General features: G+C 69.7%; 12 protein-coding genes and 1 CRISPR repeat array. Of the genes, 8 read left to right on the top strand and 4 right to left on the bottom strand.

Annotated features, from left to right (window positions below):
• Positions 1-13 precede the first annotated feature (13 nt).
• Positions 14-1,861, top strand: coding sequence for a hypothetical protein (locus FBT69_04245; GenBank protein MDL1904011.1), 1,848 nt, complete (start codon positions 14-16; stop codon positions 1,859-1,861).
• Here FBT69_04245 and FBT69_04240 read toward each other — a convergent pair.
• Complete coding sequence (locus FBT69_04240; GenBank protein MDL1904010.1) at positions 1,854-2,399, bottom strand: TIGR00730 family Rossman fold protein; 546 nt, start codon at positions 2,397-2,399, stop codon at positions 1,854-1,856. The two genes, FBT69_04245 and FBT69_04240, sit on opposite strands and share 8 nt — an antisense overlap.
• Positions 2,400-2,446: 47 nt before the next feature.
• On the bottom strand, positions 2,447-4,102 hold the full coding sequence (locus FBT69_04235) for an MmgE/PrpD family protein (GenBank protein MDL1904009.1): 1,656 nt from the start codon (positions 4,100-4,102) through the stop codon (positions 2,447-2,449).
• A gap of 97 nt (positions 4,103-4,199) precedes the next feature.
• Between FBT69_04235 and FBT69_04230 the strand changes: the two genes are divergently transcribed.
• Positions 4,200-6,647: a hypothetical protein gene (locus FBT69_04230; protein MDL1904008.1), complete on the top strand. Its 2,448-nt coding sequence runs from the start codon at positions 4,200-4,202 to the stop codon at positions 6,645-6,647.
• Positions 6,648-6,880: 233 nt separating this feature from the next.
• Positions 6,881-7,507: a CRISPR direct-repeat array (repeat unit 36 nt; unit sequence GGTGCGCCTGATCCCAGAATCGCGGCTTCAGACACC).
• Positions 7,508-7,600: 93 nt separating this feature from the next.
• Here FBT69_04230 and FBT69_04225 read toward each other — a convergent pair.
• The gene (locus FBT69_04225) at positions 7,601-8,200 is read right to left on the bottom strand and encodes a CPBP family intramembrane metalloprotease (GenBank protein ID MDL1904007.1); all 600 of its coding nucleotides are present in this window, start codon (positions 8,198-8,200) and stop codon (positions 7,601-7,603) included.
• A 200-nt stretch (positions 8,201-8,400) separates the two neighbouring features.
• On the opposite strand from FBT69_04225, the gene FBT69_04220 reads away from it, so the two are divergent.
• On the top strand, positions 8,401-9,591 hold the full coding sequence (locus FBT69_04220) for a thiolase family protein (GenBank protein MDL1904006.1): 1,191 nt from the start codon (positions 8,401-8,403) through the stop codon (positions 9,589-9,591).
• A 7-nt stretch (positions 9,592-9,598) separates the two neighbouring features.
• Here FBT69_04220 and FBT69_04215 read toward each other — a convergent pair whose 3' ends face one another.
• Positions 9,599-11,161: a dicarboxylate/amino acid:cation symporter gene (locus FBT69_04215; protein ID MDL1904005.1), complete on the bottom strand. Its 1,563-nt coding sequence runs from the start codon at positions 11,159-11,161 to the stop codon at positions 9,599-9,601.
• A gap of 186 nt (positions 11,162-11,347) precedes the next feature.
• Between FBT69_04215 and FBT69_04210 the strand changes: the two genes are divergently transcribed.
• The 5 genes from FBT69_04210 to FBT69_04190 all read left to right on the top strand — a co-directional run bounded on the left by FBT69_04210 (position 11,348) and on the right by FBT69_04190 (position 18,216).
• A complete protein-coding gene (locus FBT69_04210; protein MDL1904004.1) occupies positions 11,348-13,333 on the top strand; it encodes an ABC transporter ATP-binding protein in 1,986 nt (661 codons plus the stop codon).
• 163 nt (positions 13,334-13,496) lie between these two features.
• Positions 13,497-14,666, top strand: a complete 1,170-nt coding sequence (locus tag FBT69_04205; protein ID MDL1904003.1) for a hypothetical protein — start codon at positions 13,497-13,499, stop codon at positions 14,664-14,666.
• 15 nt (positions 14,667-14,681) lie between these two features.
• A complete protein-coding gene (locus FBT69_04200) occupies positions 14,682-15,302 on the top strand; it encodes a sigma-70 family RNA polymerase sigma factor (protein ID MDL1904002.1) in 621 nt (206 codons plus the stop codon).
• A 27-nt stretch (positions 15,303-15,329) separates the two neighbouring features.
• Positions 15,330-15,794 (top strand): cupin domain-containing protein, encoded by a 465-nt coding sequence (locus FBT69_04195; GenBank protein ID MDL1904001.1) that lies wholly within the window; start codon positions 15,330-15,332, stop codon positions 15,792-15,794.
• A 118-nt stretch (positions 15,795-15,912) separates the two neighbouring features.
• Entirely contained in the window at positions 15,913-18,216 is a 2,304-nt protein-coding gene (locus FBT69_04190) for a serine/threonine protein kinase (GenBank protein MDL1904000.1), read from the top strand.
• Positions 18,217-18,235: the final 19 nt, after the last annotated feature.

Below are 18,235 nucleotides of genomic sequence, written 5' to 3'. Positions count from 1 at the left end.
GTACACTCCCGCCATGCCCGTCTTCGTCCGCTGGCTGCTGAGGCTCGGCCCCACGAACCCGATCGCGGTACGCCTCGTCCAGAACGGTTCGCGCCGAACGCGCCACCTCTACATCCGGTCCGCCTACCTCGCCGTTCTCATCGTCGTGCTGCTCTGGCTGCTGCTGGTCTCGGCGGGCGGCGGGAACCTCGACTACCGCGAGCTGGCCCGCGCCGGCGCGATGAGTTTCACCTCCATCGCCTACCTGCAGATCGGACTCATCTGCATCCTCGCGCCGGTCTTCATGGCCGGGGCGATCGCGCAGGAGTCCAACCCGCGCACATGGGAGGTCATGCTGACGACGCCGCTGAGCGCGACGCAGATCGTGCTCGGCAACCTGCTCGGGCGGCTCTTCTTCATCATCGCCCTGCTCATGGCGAGCCTGCCGCTCTTCGCCCTCGTGCAGTACTTCGGCGGCGTGCCGGGGCGCACGATCCTCGCCAGTTACCTGGTCGCTGCGTGCGCGGCCGTGCTCGTCGGCACAATCGCCATCGCCCTCTCCGTCAGCCGCCTCGTCGGGCGCAGGGCCGTCTTCGCGTTCTACGTCTCCGTCGTCTCCTACCTGGCCGTCACCGCCGCGATCGACTCCTGGGTCCGCCTCTCCGGCGGCGGCGCGAGCGGCGGCAGCGGCGTCACCTGGATGACGCCCATCAACCCCTTCCTCACCCTGCACGCGCTCCTGAACCCGACCGCCTATCCGCGCGCCGACGAGACCGGCCCTTGGGCGCTGCGTCACCCCGTGAACGCCTGGTGCTGGGGGAGCCTGCTCCTGAGTGTCGGACTCGCCCTCGCCAGCACGCTCACCGTGCGCACCGGCGGCCTGCAGATGATCGCCGGGCAGTCCGGCGGCGTGCCCTGGTACCGGCGCATGTTCGGCCTCGGCGCCAGCGGCGCTGAGCACCGCCCCCCCCGCCACGTCTGGACGAACCCGATCGCCTGGCGCGAGGCCGCGGCACGAAACAGCACGCTCGGGCGCATCGTCGCGCGATGGTTGTTCATCGCAGCGGGCGCGGTCTGGGGCGTGGGGCTTGTCTGGATGTTCCACACGGCGCGGTTCACCAACGCCGACTTCCGGCTCGCGCTGCTCTTCACGACCATCGGTGAACTGGCGGTCGTCGCGCTGGTGACGGTCAACATGTCCGCGACCTCCATCAGCCGCGAACGCGAGGACGGCACGCTGGACCTGCTGCTGACGACGCCCATCACCCCCGCGGAGTATCTCTCGGGCAAGCTGCGAGGGCTGATCGCCTACCTGCTGCCGCTGATGGCCGTGCCCCTGGGCACGCTCGCGTTGGCGGGCGTGTACGTGCTGGCGGGCGGGATGGGGCGCGCGGGCGGCGTGATGGAGACGGTGCAGCAGGGGGGCGGAGCGCCGGCGATCTCAGCGCCCGTCGTGCTCCCCGAGGCGGGGCTGGTCGCGTCGCTGGTCGTCGTGCCGTTCGTCGCGTTCTGCGCCATCGTCGGCATGCACTGGTCGCTCAAGAGCAAGGGCACGATATCGAGCGTCGTGGCGACGGTCGGCGTGGTCGGGGCGATCAGCGGCGTGATCGGACTGTGCGGATGGCGCGCGGGCGTCGACGCCAGTCTCATCGGCCCGATCCTCGCCGGTCTCAGCCCCGCTTCCGCGGTCTTCGCCCTCGTCGCGCCGCTCGAAGCGATGGACTCGACTGTGCGCGGCACGGGCGTGCAGGCCGCGCGGGTGACCCTGCTCATCGGCAGCGTGTGCGCCGCGGGGCTGTACGCCGCGATCGTCTACGGCGTGCACTCGTACACCGTCAAGAACTTCGATTTCATCGTGCGCCGGCTCGCCGGGATCAAGTGAGCAGCGAGCCGAGGAGCCGATCGGCATCGTCGTCGATGATCGGCAGGCCGGCGGACGACTCGCGGATGTAGCCGTCGTGGGTTGCCCGGGCGAGCCAGTCGCGCAGGTGGTCGTAGAACCCCGCGACGTTCAGGATGCCCGTCGGCTTCGATCGGCCGTGCAGCCGCAGTTGCGACCACGTCAGCATCTCGAACAACTCGTCCATCGTTCCCAGCCCGCCCGGCAGCACGAGAAAGGCGTCGGCGAGTTCCGCCATCATCGTCTTGCGTTCCAGCATGGTCTCGACCACGCGCATCTCGGCGACGCCGGTGTGCGCCGCCTCCTTCTCCATCATCCAGTGCGGGATGACCCCGACGACCCGGCCTCCCCCTGCGAGCGTGCCGTCGGCCAGTGCGCCCATCATCCCCTTGCCGCCCCCGCCGTACACGAGTGTCACGCCGCGCTTCGCCAGTGCACACCCCACGGCCCGCGCGGACTCGGCGTATTCGGGCCGTGCGCCCAGCCCCGACCCGCAGAACACCGCCACCGCACGCCCCATGCCCGCGCTCCCGCTCGCCCGTCTCCCTTCGGCCTCCGGGCTCGACCTCAGAACTCCTCGAACCCCCCCCTCGCCGCGTACTCGAAGTCGTTGATCGTTTGCACCTGGTTCGCGCTCTTGCCCGCGAGGCCATCGAAGCGAGCGATCAGCTGCGTGGGGTCGTCGGTGGCGAGCGCCGCCATCAGCCCGAACTTGTGTTCCAGCAGCCCGCGCAGGTCGGCGGTCGTGTTTCGCGCGTGCCCGGCCGGGTACATCACCAGCCCCGAGTCGTGTTGCGCGCCCTTGTCGTCCGTGATGATCACGCTCGTCGGGATGCCGTCGGGGTAGCGGCGGTCGTACTCCGGCCCGCCGTGCACGAAGTCGATCCTCGCCATCAACTCGCGCGTCCGCGGGTTGAACACCGCGTCCTTCGAGTAGTCCAGCGGGTTCAGCATCAGGCCCTTCCAGTCCGTCGGTCGACCCGCGGCACGGTTCTCCAGCGCCTTGCGCAGCAGCGTGGCGATGATGTACGCCATCGAGTGGTCCGCGCTCTGGCGGGTCTTCGGGTCTTTCTTGGCCGGGTCGCCGATGATGCCGAACGCCGGCTCGTACGCCACGATTCGGATGTGCCCGACGGCCGAGCCGTCCGCTCGTTCGATCAGCCCGGGGTGCCTGGCGATCAGGTCCACGATCGCCTGCACCGCGCCGGCGGACTGGTGCTCGTACAGCGCGAGCTTGAAGTGCATCCCCATCACCGCGAAGTCCCCGCCGGCACGCGCCAGCACGAGGTCGAACGGCGAGGCGTCGCGCTTCTCGGTGTTCGGCGCGGCGACCAGCGCGCCGCTCTTGTCCAACCTGCCGAACATCTGCCCAGGCCCCTCGAAGAGCCGGAAGACCGCCTCCGGGTTGCGGAAGATGTCCCGCGGCCCCCGGAACCCGGCCATGCTGCGCTTCAGGCTCAGGATCGCCGCCTCGGTGCTGATCGCCGCCGATGCGCCCTTGCTGTCCGAGAGCTGCTTGCCGGCGCGGATTGCGCGGAACGGCACGTAGTGCGCGACCACCATGCCGATCGCGCTCTCGATCTGCTCCGCCGTCGCCCCCACCATCGCCCCGAACACGCACGCCGACGCGATCGCCCCGTGCAGCACGTGATCGATCTTGCAGTCCTTCAGGCTGAAGACCTCGGCCAGCCGCCCGCGGATCTCGTCGTGCAGGACCATGCCGCGCAGCGAGGTCGCCCCGTCCGCCCCGAGCATCTGGGCCGCGGCCAGCGGGACGGCGTAGAAGTCGTTGTGCCCGAACTCGCCGGCCGTGTGCCCCCGCGCGGGGTTGTAGCCGAAGTTCGTCCCGTTCGCGTCCCACTCGCGCACCGCCGCGCAGTTGGCGACGATCGCCTTCTCGCTCTTCACCCGCGTCGCCGAGCCGAAGACCGTCGCCCCGTGCCGCGTGCACCGCCCGAGCGGCCTGCCCGCGTGCCCCTCCGGCACCGCGTACTCGAACGCCTCGCGCCGCAGCACGTTCGGCGCGTTGCACCCCATCGCCAGCGCGCTGATGCCGCACAGGCACGCGTCGGTGAAGAAGAGGTTGGTGCGCTCCAGCACCGCCGCGTCCGGCTCGCCGCGCGTGCCGGGTTCGCCCCACATGAAGGCGATGGCGTACTCGGCCAGGCCGCGGGCCTGATTCGTGTCGGCGGGAAGCGTCGCAAACTGCTGCTCGGCGGGCATGAGGACGGGTCTCCGTGGGGGGCGGTGCGAAAGGGCGGAAGGATAGGGCGGGCCGGCGAACGTCTTCTCAACCGGTGCCTGTCGTTAGAATGAAGGCATGGCGTCGCCACACATTGAAACTCCGACTCGCACTCGCTACAAGGAGTCCCGCACGCTGGTTCGCCGGCTCTGTCGGCTGTCGGGCGAAAGCCCCGAGGAGTACAGGCGCAAGGTGATGCTCCTCCGCGAGCACTTCGAGCGGTTCAATACCGACACCGCGGGAATCTGCCAGTGGATCATGGGCCTGCGCAAGCGCGCGGGCGACGAAGCGCACCCAGAATCCTTCGGCACGCTCGGCGACTTCCTGCTCGAACCGGCCCTGTCCGGTGTCGAGGCCGACGAGAAGGAGCGTGACGGCTGGCGTCTTTCCGTCTTCGACGACGTTGCGGGCTTCAGGCGGGCGGACTCGATCGCCGGGCGGTCGATCCCCGACGACCTGCGCCGGGCGATGGACGATGCCGCCGAGCGTGGGCCGCACCGCGATCCGGGCAACCGCGCGGCCGCGCGCCTCTTCGATCGGCTCCGAACCCTCGACCGCGCCCACCGCCTCGTGCTCCTCAAGTCCGCCGCCGAGTGGGTCGTCGCCCGCTACAAGCGCGGCGTCGAGAACTGGATCCGCCAGCGCGCGGCGTGGGAGCAGGAGCGCGACGAGTGGGAGCGCGATCACCCCGACCTCACGCCCGAAGTCCGCGAACGGTTCACGGGCGTCTTTCGCAATCTCCTGGACCCGGAGCGCGACGAGAGACAGGGCATCCGCGCCAAGGCCCCGCGCATCTGCCCGTGGGATCGCCTGCGCCAGAACGTGGACAACTGCTGCTACGGGCAGAAGGGCCACGGACCGCTCTGCTGGAAGTACGCCGAGTTCGTCAGAGCCAGGAAGCAGGCCAACACCGCCTTCAACGACAAGCGATTCTGGGAAGATGCGGAGAAGTTCGTTCGCTTCTGCCACGAGCAGCGGATATCCCAACCCACGAAGCAGTTCTCGAACCCGAACCTGCCGCGCGTCTTGTTCAACGATCTCCCCGAGCGGGAGCGCGGTCATGCGGTGACGAGATTGAAGAAGAACTGGATCGCGTATCTCAACGCGATGGGGATGAACGATACGACCGTCGTCCAGCACGGCCGCCTCCCCCACTGCCGCAGGATCGGTGGTCAGGTCTTCGAGAAATCGGAGTGCCTCTGGAACCCGCACACGGAACTGTGCGACCGCTACAGGCGAGCCGTCGCCCAACTCCCCGACGCCCTCCTCGCGCTCGAATCGGAGTATCGCGAGTGGCGACGCTTCTACCTCGCCGGCCCGCGCAAGCCCACCTTCGCCTACCCCTCCGCCCGCGACCTGCCCATGCCCAAGGTCTTCGGAGAGGGCTTCCACGAGATCGACCTCGACCGGCCCGTTGTCCGCCTCCGCCTCGAGGGCGCGCCGGGCGGCGAGTGGGTCGAGTTCGGTTTCATCCCCTGGCCGCGCGGCTACAAGCCCTCGAAACGCGAGGTGAACATCACCAGCGTCCACATCCACTTTGTCGGCGCTCGTCCGCGGGCCGGCTTTCGCTTCGGCGCGCCCCACAAGCCCTCCCGCTTCTCCTGCTCGCAGGACGAACTCCAACTCCTCCGCAGCCGCAAGTTCCCGCGCCGTGCCCAAGACCAGCAGTTCATCGACGCCGCCCGCCAACGCCTGCTCGAAACCTTCAACGGCGACCCGGAACGAGACATGCGCATTCTCGCCGTCGATCTGGGCGAGAAGGGCGCGCACGCCGCCGTCTACCGCGGGCGAACGCACGAGCGCGACGTCGCACTCAGGATCGTGAAGATCAACGTACTCTACGACGCCCCGCCCGCAACCCTCGTTCCCAACCCGAATGACCCCAAGCACAATCAGCGCCCTGCAACTCTCGAGTTCAGCGACAAGCAAGACCCCCGCGGCCTGCGCAAGGAGCACCTCGCCCGCCACCTCGCCCGCCTCGCCGAGCGCTCCGTCGAGATTGCAGAGCGTCGCCGGCGCGAGGGTGAGCCGGCCCCGAAACCCGCCGCTCACGACCAGCGCAGCCTGCAGCGTCACGTCGCCTGGATGATCCGCGACTGGGCCAGGCATAACGCCGCTCGGGTCATCGACGCCGCTGAGGAGCACAGGTGCGATCTCATCGTCTTCGAGAGCATGCGCGGCCAGCGACCCCCGGCCTACAACCAACTCGGCGACGAGGCAGAGCGCAAGAAGCGCTCCGCCGCCATGCACGCCTACGGTCGCGTCCGCGCCAAGGTCACCGAGAAGGCCGTCGAACGCGGCATGCGCGTTGTCACCGCCCCCTTTCACAACTCCTCGCGCGTCTGTTCAGCCTGCGGTGCGCGGCAGGAGAACATCGGCCTGTTCAACAAGAACAAGGCCAAGCGCACGTTCATCTGCGAGAAGTGCAAGCAGGAGATGAACAGCGACGCCAACGCCGCCCGAGTCCTCGCCCGCGTCTTCTGGGGCGCGATCACCCTCCCCGCCCCCGAGCCGGGCAGCCCCTGACCCCGGACCCACCCCGGACGAACGGGTTGACCGCCCGGTCGGATTTTGGTACACTGACCCTGCTTCGAGTCATATGCCCGGAACACGCCCGGCGGACCATTGGACCAACGGGACGGACCCAAGGCACGAAGCAAAAAGTCGTGATTCCGTGGTCATCCGCACACTCGTCAACCCGGTTTGGAACGGGCGTTTCGGACACAAGTTCTTGCGGGAACGTGGTTTACGAGAGGTCAGGTGCGCCTGATCCCAGAATCGCGGCTTCAGACACCCGTGGTGCGTCGCATGAGCCTGACCGCGATGGTGCGCCTGATCCCAGAATCGCGGCTTCAGACACCATCAGCTCGGACGGATGGCCTGCGAGACAGGTGCGCCTGATCCCAGAATCGCGGCTTCAGACACCTTGGTGGCCATTGGGGTTCCTTCTCTGGGCGGTGCGCCTGATCCCAGAATCGCGGCTTCAGACACCGCGTATGATGGCCGCTGTCGTCATGCGACTGGTGCGCCTGATCCCAGAATCGCGGCTTCAGACACCTGTACGAGCGCGCCGCCTCGTTGATGTCGAGGTGCGCCTGATCCCAGAATCGCGGCTTCAGACACCCCACGGGCGGGGGGACAGCCCGGTACACCGGTGCGCCTGATCCCAGAATCGCGGCTTCAGACACCTGAGAGTCCGTCTGCTCACTGATACAGAGCGGTGCGCCTGATCCCAGAATCGCGGCTTCAGACACCTAACACACGCACAAACCGCCGACCTGGTCAGGTGCGCCTGATCCCAGAATCGCGGCTTCAGACACCCACCGGTTTGACCTCGCCACATTTGAAACGGTGCGCCTGACCGCAAAGTCACGGCTACACCCTTGCCTCGTGTCGCCGCGGCATGGCTGACCGGCATGGACTGAGAGCCTTCACCCCGGCGCACGGGTCGCCCGTTGCCCACGGCGATGGTGCGAGCCTCACCCCGCCCGTCCGCTGTAGAAGTACTGCCCCAGCCCGATCGTGAAGACCAGGCACCCGTACAGCGCGTGTTCGACGGACACGGCGAAGGCCGATCGGGTGCGGGTGTAGGTCGCGGCGAAGAGCAGGCCGCCGATGAACGTCATGGCGACGGCGATCCAGTTGTGGAAGACGACGTGGGCGAGGCCGAACGCGGCCGCGCTGGCGACGACGACGACGCCCTGCCTGCCGAAGAGCGCGCCGTAGCGGTGGAAGAAGAAGACGCGGAAGATGACCTCCTGCGGGTAGACGCTCAGCAGCGGGTAGAGCAGCATGATCGCCGCCCACAGTTCGGGCCTGCGTCGCGGGAGCGAGAAGAGCGCGTCCTCGTCCAGCGCGGCGACCGCCAGGGCGATCCCCGCGCCGAGCGGCACGAAGACCGCGACGACACGGCCGCCGACCCGCAGCGCGTTCCGCGCGTTCCACAACTGCCGTCGGTCAAAGGTCGGATCGCGCAGCAGCAGCCACAGACACGCCGCCGCCCACGCCCACAGCGCGGGGAAGAGCCACCCCGGCCCGGGATCGGCGACGGCGTACGCGGCCGGGCCGGCGACGAACATCGCGGCGAGTTCCGCCCATCGGCGCACGGGCGCACGCGCCGCTGCCGGCGCGCCGCCGATCGCTCCCGCATCGCCCGCATCCGCCATCGGCGATCGTATCCTCGCCCGGTCGTTCGCCGGCCGGACGTCCCGCGCCGTCGCCTACAGTTGCACGGCGGCGGCGCACTCCCCCGCCGACCGCGTTAACGGAGGACCGAGCCATGCCCGCGCAGCCCGTGATCGTCGCCGCCCGCCGCACGCCCGTCGGCAAGTTCTTCGGCTCGCTCGCCAGGACCCCCTCGCCGCAACTCGGCGCGTTCGCCATTCGTGCCGTGCTCGACGACGCTCCGGCCGCGCGCGGCGCGATCGACGAGTGCATCTTCGGGTGCGTCCTCCAGGCGGGCCTGGGCCAGAACCCGGCGCGGCAGGCAGGGCTGAAGGCGGGGCTGCCCGCGACGCTCTCGGCCAAGACGATCAACAAGGTCTGCGGTTCGGGCCTCGAGGCCGTGATGCTCGCCGCGCAGGCCATCCGTGCCGGCGACGCGCAGTGCGTCATCGCGGGCGGGTTCGAGAACATGACCGCCGCCCCCCACTACGCCTTCATCCGCGACGGGGTGAAGTTCGGCGAGACGAAGTTCGAGGACCACATGCAGCACGACGGGTTGTGCTGCGCCTTCGAGTGCTGGGGAATGACGAACGCCGCCGACCACACCGCGCGCAAGCACGGCCTGGCCCGCGAAGACCTCGACCGCTTCAGCGCGCAATCGCACCAGCGGGCGGCGAAAGCGACGAAGGAAGGCTGGTTCAAGGCCGAGATCGCCGTCCTCACCGGCGAGCAGCTCGGCAACAAGAAGAACCCCGGCCCCGAGGGCGGGCTCTCGCAGGACGAGGGCATCCGCCCCGAGACCACGGCGGACGGGCTGGCGAAACTGCGCACCGTGCCGGGGCACGAGTTCATCACCGCCGGCAACGCGAGCCAGATTTCCGACGGGGCCGCCGCCGTGCTCGTGATGAGCGCGACGCGCGCCGAAGAACTCGGCCTCAAGCCCCTCGCCCGCATCGTCGCCTACCACACCCACGGCGTCGAGCCGCGCGAGATTTTTGACGCCCCCGTGGGCGGCATCCGCGGCGTGCTCACGAAGGCGGGCTGGTCCCTCGCCGACGTCGATCTCTTCGAGATCAACGAGGCCTTCGCCGCCCAGACCCTCGCCAACATCAAGGAACTCGGCATCCCCGAGGACAAGCTGAACATCTGCGGCGGCGGCATCGCCCTCGGGCACCCGATCGGCGCTTCCGGCGCGCGCGTGCTCACCACGCTCGTCCACCAGTTGCGGCGCACCCGCGCGCGGCGCGGCGTCGCCACGCTCTGTCTCGGCGGCGGGAACGCCGTCGCCATGGCGATCGAGGCGTAACGCCCCGCTACTCGTCCGCTTCTGCCGCGTCGGCGGCGCGGCGCCCTTCCACTTCTTCCGCGCTCGCCAGTTCGTTCTCGGTCGCGGCGACGAGCGTCGCCACCATGCAGTCGCCGGTGACGTTCACGGTCGTTCGGCACATGTCGAGGATGCGGTCCACGCCCAGGATGATGGCGATGCCCGTCGTCATCACCTCCGGCGGCATGCGCACCGCCTGGAGCACGATGACGAGCATGACGATGCCCACGCCCGGCACGCCCGCCGTGCCGATCGAGGCGAGGGTGGCCGTCAGCACGATCATGAGTTGCGCGCCGAGGTCGAGCGGGATGCCGAACATCTGGGCGATGAAAACGGTGGCGACGCCCTGGTAGAGGGCGGTGCCGTCCATGTTGATCGTCGCGCCGAGCGGGAGGACGAAACTGGTGACGTCCTCCGAGATGCCGAGGCGGTTGCGGGCGCAGTCCATCGTCACGGGCAGGGTGGCCGAACTGCTTGAGCTGGAGAACGCGAGGAGTTGTGCCGGGGCGATGCCTCGGAAGAAGCGGCGGTAGCCCATGCGGCCGCGCGCGAGGGTGAGGAGGATGGACGGGTAGATGACGAAGGCCATGAGGACGAGGCCGGCGATGACGACGCCGCTGTAGGCGAGCAGGGCGCGGAGCACGTCGAGGCCGAGGTCCGCCAGCACCCGCGCGATGAGGGCGAACACGGCGTAGGGAGCAACGAGCATGATCCAGTGCACGATGCGGATGATGACGTCGGTGAGGGCGTCGAAGGCGGCGATGACCGGCCCGGCCTTGTCGCGCGGGATGAACGTGAGGCCGATGCCGATCATCAGGGCGAAGAAGACCACCTGCAGCATCTCGCCCTTCGCCAACGCCTCGAACGGGTTGACGGGCACGATGTTGAGGAGCACCTGCCAGGCGCTGGGCGCGGCGGCTGCCTCGGCGACCTTCGCGGCGGCCTCCTCCCCCCCCGCGACCGCCAGCCGCTCGCGTGTCTCCGCCGGCACGAACCGCGCGCTCCCGGGCTGAACCACGTTCGCGACCGTCAGGCCGATCGTGATGGCGAGCGCGGTCGTGCAGAGGTAGATGATGAGGGTCTTGGCCCCGATGCGCCCGAGCTTCTTCAGGTCGTGCAGGCTGCTGACGCCGACGATGAGCGAGAAGAGCACGATCGGGACCGCGATAAAGCGGAGCAGGCGGATGAAGAGGTCGCCGACGAAGGTGTTGAGTGTGCGGACGAATCTCGCCGCACGCGCGCCGAACGACGGGCTTTGATTCGCCGGGCGTGTTTCCAGATTGAACCGTGCGATCTGCGCCTTGCTGAGCTGGTAGGGATACAGCCCCGCGAGCGAGGCATCGGCGGGGTCGAGGTCGGCGACGCGCGCGATGCCCGCCGGCAGCACGGGCACTTCCGCCGCCTTGCGCGCGACGTATGCTTTCGGGTGGTCCACGCCGAGCGATTCCCACGTTCGCGGCGTCCACGCGGCGTTCACGACGAGACCCACGACGAGGCCCAGCACAAGCCCGATCAGGATTTTCCAGTGAAGGGCGAGGCGTTTCCCTGCCATGCCGACACGGTACAGGGAACCATCGTGCCACGCAATCCGAGGCGCTGCTCCACGCCGAGCCGCGAGCGGTCGAACCGAGAACAAGGCGGAGAAACCCCTCCCCGACTGTCGCGGCCCGTTGCACGGTCGAGACTCGTTGGTTGGCGAGGGAACTTCGCCGGGGGATGTCACCGCTAGGATCGTTCGATGATCGGCACCGGGCGAAGCAGCCGCGCGTGGTTCGAGGAATATCGTCGCAAGCGCAAGAAGGCGGACGAGGGCGATCGCGTCATCGGCGCGGAGGACGGGCCGAAGCAGGGGCGGGCGCGCTCGCGGTCGTTCTGGTCGCTGCTGGCGGCGTTCTGGCGGCTGGCGGACGCGGCCCGACCGATCTTCACTTTCGCGCTCGCCACGCGCACGCTCGGCACGCTCATCGCGCTGCTGCCGCCCGTGCTGCTCAAGGCGCTCTTCGACAGCGTGCTGGGGACGGACCCGCTGCCGGCGTGGATGCCGCTCCCGCACGACCGCGTCGCGCTGCTCTGGTGCGTGGCGGTCGGCCTGGCGCTGCTGCCCTTCACCGCAACGATCGTCGGCCTGTGGGGCAGGTGGAAACTGACGAAAGCGACTCGCATCATGCACGCCGCGGTACGCCGGCGCGTCTTCGAGCACGCCTCGCGGCTGCCGCTCCACCGTGTGCAGCGGCTCAAGTCCGGCGGGGTGACCGCGCTGCTGCGCGAGGACGCGGGCACCGTCTCCGACCTCACCTTCAACCTCTTCTACAACCCGTGGGGCGCGATCGTGCAGCTGACCGGCACGCTCATCATCCTCGCGGTCGTGGACTGGCGGATGCTGGCGGGCGGGCTGCTGGTGCTGCCGATCGTGTGGGTGACGCACCGCGCGTGGATCGCGCGCATCCGGCCCGTGCAGCGAGACATCAAGGCCGTGAAGCAGACGACCGACGCCCACGCGACCGAGGCCTTCGCGGGCATGCGCGTGGTGCGGGCGTTCTCGCGCGAGACGGGCGAGGCCCTGCGCTTCACGCGCCGCAACCACTTCGCCGCCCGCCAGGAAATCCTCGCGTGGTGGTGGTCGCGCGGCATCGAGGCGGCGTGGGACTTCCTGATCCCGGTCGCCACGGCGTGCGTCGTGCTCTACGGGGGCTACGCCGTGCTCGGCGAGCGCCTGCGCACCGGCGACCTCGTGATGTTCGTGGCCTACGTGACCATGCTGCTCGGGCCGATCGCCATGCTCACGACGAGCGCAACCAGCGTCCAGACGCAGCTGGCCGCCCTCGACCGTGTGCTCGACCTCCTGGCCGAGAAGCCCGAGTTCGCCGACGAGCGGTCCGAGCGAACGGTCGATCGCTCGTCCGTTGCCGGGCGGATCACGGTGGAGCACGTCTGGTTCGCCTACCCGCGCGGGGCGGGTGCGAAGGGTGAGAGGGTGGAGGAACGCTGGGTGCTGGAGGACGTGTCGCTGGACGTGCCGCCCGGCAGCGTTGTCGCGCTCGTCGGTCCGAGCGGCGCGGGCAAGACCACGCTCTGCAACCTCATCGCTCGCTTCTACGACCCGCAGCGCGGGCGCGTGCTGCTGGACGGCATCGACCTGCGCACCATCGAGCCGGCGAGCTACCGGCGGCTGCTCGGCATCGTCGAGCAGGACGTCTTCCTCTTCGACGGCACGGTGGCGGAGAACATCGCGTACGCGCGGCGCGGCACGACGCGCGGGCAGATCGTCGAGGCCACCCGCCTCGCCCACGCCCACGAGTTCGTCGAGCGGCTCGAACGCGGATACGACACCGTCATCGGCGAGCGCGGCGTGCGCCTCAGCGGCGGGCAGAAGCAGCGCATCGCCATCGCCCGCGCCGTCCTCGCCGATCCCGTCGTGCTCATCCTCGACGAGGCGACGAGCAACCTCGACGCGGAGAGCGAGGCCCTCATCCGCGAGAGCCTTGCCACGCTCATGCGCGGCCGCACGACGTTCGTCATCGCCCACCGCCTCAGCACCGTGCGTGACGCCGATCGAATCGTCGTGATCGACGGCGGGCGAATCGTCGAGGAGGGCACGCACGACACGCTGCTCGCGCTCGGCGGGCGGTACGCCGGGTTCCTCGCACGCCAGCTGGAGCATGCCCCCGTTTCCCCCCCTGTGGCGGACGCGGGGGAGATCGGGGCAGCACGGGCTGACGGGTGAGGGGGGAAGTTGGGCGGTGTGGGGGAATCGGCGACGCTGCCCGCCGACCCGTTTCGGCGCGAATCGCGGTATTCGCGTGACCGACGGCGAAAAAAGATCGCCCTTGATTCAGCCGCGGGTTTCTGCGATGCTGTGCCGAGGAAACCCCCGATCGGAGACGGCTATGTGTGCGCGCTGGGCCGGAGTTGTGCTCGTCGTGGCCGGGCTTGGTGGCGCGGCGGCCGCGCAGCCGGTCTTCAGCGTCGGACGCGACGGTCCCTCCGCACTCCCCTCGGACCTCCTCTTCGAGTCCTTCGGCGGCTTCCCCGTGCCCGTGGGCGGCGGCCCGGGCATGGGGATGGGCCGACCCGGCGACGACCTCAACGGCGTCTCCATGAACGCCGCGGACCTCCGGGCCGCCAAGAAGTTCATCATCTGCTTCTCGGTCGATCCGCTCTCGGTGGGCGTGTCGCGGCTGCGCATCCCATCGTTCAACGTCTTCGACCAGGCGAACAAGAACCAGGCCGCCGGCGACGTCTTCCTCTCGACCGAGGCCTTCGAGCAGGGCGTCGGGATGCTCCCCCCCCCGACGAGCATGGGGCTGTTCAACAACGTCCTGCGCACCAACCAGTCGCCGGTCTATCCGACCGTCTTCGGCCTGCTGCCGGTCGCCTCGCCCACCGACCACCTCCCCCCAGGCGACCTCGACGACGTGAACGCCGCGATGACGGGCATCCCGATCCCCGGCGCTCCGACGTACTTCACGCTCGCACAGGGCAGCCCGTCGCTCATGTTCCTGCCGGGTACCGGGAGCGCGGCGGACGTCTACGTCGATTTCGACGTGAACATCCCCGGCACCGAGAACCTCTACGCCCAGTTCATCCAGCTCGGCCTCCAGTTCGCCGACGACATCGACGGCCTGATCGTCTTCGACGAGGACCGCGACGCCCGGTTCACTCCCGGCGACGAGGTCTACTTCACCCTCGCCCCCGGCTCGCCCACGCTCCTGCTCTTCGGGTTCTCCGCGGCGGACGTGCTGGTGTGCAACGTGCCCGGCGTCGTCGCCCTCTTCGCCCAGCACGGCGACCTCGGCCTCCTGCATACCGACAACATGGACTCGCTCAACGCGATGGCCCTCGAGGGCGACTCGGCCGAGGAGACCATCCGCTCGCTCGTGCCCCCGCTCTGCCCCGCGGACTTCAACGGCGACACGGTCGTAAACACGCTCGACGTGCTGGCCTTCCTCAACGCCTACGCCGCCAACGACCCCTCGGCCGACTTCAACGGCGATACCATCCTCAACACGCTCGACGTGCTGGCCTTCCTGAACGCCTACACGGCCGGCTGCGGCTGAGAACGGCGGCCCACCATGCCCGATGCGGACCCGACCCTCGTGCAGCGCGCGTGCGCGGGCGACGCCGACGCGCTCACCGAACTCCTGCGCCGCAACGGCCCGGAACTCCGCCGCCGCGTCGAGAGCCGCATCGGCAGGCAGTGGCAGGGTGCGATCGAGGCCGACGACGTCCTCCAGGTTACCTACATGGAGGCCTTCACGCGCATCGCCTGCTTCACGCCGGAGGGCGAGGGCGCGTTTCTCGCGTGGATGACGCGCATCGCCGAGAACAACGTCCGCGACGCCGTGCGAGGCCTCGAACGCGCCAAACGCCCCGATCCCAAGCGCCGTGTCCAGGGGCCGGTGAACGAGGATTCCTACGTCGGCCTCGTCGAGGTGCTCGGCATGACCACGACGACGCCGAGCCGTCAGGCCGCGCGGCGCGAGGCCGTCGAAATCCTCGACCGCACGCTCGCGAAACTCCCGACGGACTACGCGAAGGTCGTGCGGCTGTACGACCTCGAATGCCGACCGATCGCGGAGGTCGCGCGCGAACTCGGCCGAACCGAGGGCGCGGTCTACATGCTCCGTGCCCGCGCTCACGACTGGCTGCGCGAGACCATGGGTACCGAGTCGCGGTTCTTCAGCGTGTCCTGACGCCCACGATCGTGCGTACAGTCGTCCATGCCCACTGAATCCGTCAAGGGGACTCGCATCGTGCCCCCCGCCGCGGGCCGCGTCATTCGCGCCTTCGGTGACGAAGTCACCATCTACCTCGGCGCGGCCGAGACGGACGGGCGCTACGCGCTCTTCACCGTTGTCACCCCGCCCGGCGGTGGGCCGCCCCCCCACTTCCACGCCAACGAGGACGAGTGGTTCCTTGTCCTCGAAGGGCGCGTCGAGTTCCTCAAGGGCGGCACGTGGGTCGAGGCGCCGGTCGGCTCCGTCGTCTTCACCCCGCGCGGCGTCGTGCACGCCTACCGCAACCGCGGCGACGGGCCGCTCAGGATGCTCGTCCATACCTCTCCTGCCGGCTTCGAGACCTTCTTCTCCCGCTGCGCGGAGGTGTTCGCCCGCCCCGGCCCGCCCGACACGGCACGTCTGGTCGCCATCGCGGCCGAGCACGGCATCCACTTTGCTAACAGCTGATCATGCTCCGGCAGACGCCCCGTCTGAACCGCCTGGGAAGTGGTAGATTGGCGTGAGCCTCGCCCCGCGGCGTCGCTCTCCACCCGGCCGCCCGTTGCCGCGGCCCGGAGGCTGTGCCGTGCCTGACCGCCCCAACGAACCAGGGCCGAACGACGCCGCGCCGTCCCCCTCGGGCGGTTCAGGCTCGGACGACGCTCTCATCGCCGCGGCCCGGGCCGCCGCCGAGGCCCGCTCGGACGGCCTCCCCCCCGACCCCGACCTGCCCCCGCCGGATTTCTTCCCCGGCTACATCGTGGTCCGCGAGATTCACCGCGGCGGACAGGGCGTCGTCTACCAGGCCATTCACAAGGGGACGAAGCGGAAGGTGGCGATCAAGGTGCTGCTGGAGGGCGCGCTCGCCGGGCCGCGCGAGCGCACGCGCTTCGAGCGCGAGGTGGAGATTCTGGCGCAGCTCGACCATCCGAACATCGTGGCGGTGCACGACTCGGGCCTGGCGGAGGGCCGGTTCTACTACGTGATGGACTACGTCTCGGGCCAGACGCTGGACGTCTACCTCTCGCAGCACGACCCGAGCGTTTCCGAAGTGCTGGCCATGTTCGTGAAGATCTGCGACGCGGTGAACGCCGCGCACCTCAAGGGGGTGATCCACCGCGATCTCAAGCCGGCGAACGTGCGCGTGGACGCGAAGGGCGAGCCGCACGTCGTGGACTTCGGCCTGGCGAAAGTGGCGACGGGCGACATGAGCGACGAGGCCCAGCCGCGCCTGATGACGATGACGGGTCAGTTCATCGGCTCGCTGCCCTGGGCCAGCCCGGAGCAGGCGCAGGGCGTGCCGTCGATGATCGACGTGCGCACGGACGTCTACTCGCTCGGCGTCGTGCTCTATCAGGCGTTGACGGGCCGGTTCCCCTACCAAGTGATCGGGGCGATGCGCGACGTGCTGGACAACATCCTGCGTGCCGAGCCGGCCCGCCCCAGCACGATCCGCCGGCAGATCAACGACGAGGTCGAGACGATCGTCCTCAAGTGCCTGAGCAAGCAGCGCGAGCGCCGCTACCAGAACGCCGGTGAACTCGCCCGAGACATCGAGCGTTACCTGCGCGGCGAGCCGATCGAGGCCAAGCGCGACAGCGGGTGGTACGTGCTCTCGAAGATGGCGCGTCGGCACCGCGGGCCTGTGGCCTTCGGCGCGCTGCTGCTCGTGCTGCTCGTGGGCTTCTCGATCGGCATGACCGCGCTCTACCAGCGGGCGCGTGCCGCCGAACGGATGGCCGACGATCAGCTCAAGGAGGCGAAGGCGCAGTCCGAGACCCGGCGTCAGGTGGTCGATGCGCTCGAAGGGTGGCTCGCCGCCGCCGATCCGACTCGAGGCGAGAACCGCGAGATCACCGTCGCCGAGGTGCTCGATCACGCGGCCGCGACGATCGGCGCGGACCTGGCCGGCCAGCCGCGGGTCGAGGTCGCGCTGCGGAACATCCTCGGGCGCACGTTCTACGGGCTCGGGCACGTCGAGGCGGCTGAGGCGCAGTTCGAGGCCGCGCTCGCGCTCGCTCGGCGCACGCTGCCCGATGACGACGACGATCACCTCTTCGCGTTGGCGAACCTGCCGGTCGCGCTGTATGCGCTGGACGAGACGGAGCGTGCCGCCACGCTCTTCGACGAGGCGCTGGGCCGTCTTCGAGCGGCGCGGGGGCCTGCGCACGAAGAGACGCTCACGACCGCCCACAACCTGGCCAAGCTGTACTTCGAGGATGGTCGCGTCGAGGACGCCGAGCGGCTGTGGCGCGAGACCATCGCTGCGCTGGACTCGGCGGCCGCCCCCCCCGCGGGTCTCTCGGCCATCGTGCGCGCGACCTACGCGACGCTGCTCGAAGCCACCGGCCGCGCCGTGGAGGCCGAGCCGATGCTGCGCGGCGCGCTCGACGCGCTCGCGAGGGTGTCCGGACCGGACCACCCCGACACGGCCCGCGCCCGTGTTCGTCTCGGCTCGCTGCTGCGGCGTCTGGATCGTGCCGACGAAGCCGAGCGAGAGTTCGCCTCCGCCGCGGCGTCGATGCTCGTCTCCCTCGGTGCGTCGCACCCGGACACGCTGGCGACCCGGGCCCAAGTCGCCTCGCTCATGGAAGCGGCGGGCCGCGCTGCCGATGCCGAGCGAGAGTACGCCGCCATCCTCGCCGACGGCACTGCGACGCTTCCACCGTTGAGCCGGGCCTGGTTCAGTGCGCTGCACGGGCGCTCGCTCACTGCCCTCGGTCGCTACGACGAAGCGGAGGCCGCCCTGCTGGCCGGCCACGCGACGCTGGAGCAGACCCTCGGGCCCGCGCACGCCCGCACGCTGGACACGGTGCGCCTGCTGGTATCGCTCTACGGGGCGTGGGAACGTCCGGAGCAGGCGGCCGAGTGGTCGGCGAAACTCCCATGACACGGCGCACCGGCGTCGC

It is taken from the genome of Synechococcales cyanobacterium CNB, from assembly GCA_030263455.1.
Classification (GTDB): domain Bacteria; phylum Planctomycetota; class Phycisphaerae; order Phycisphaerales; family UBA1924; genus CAADGN01.
The sequence above is the reverse complement of the archived record's forward strand: the minus strand, read 5'-3'. Positions and strand labels throughout refer to the sequence as shown.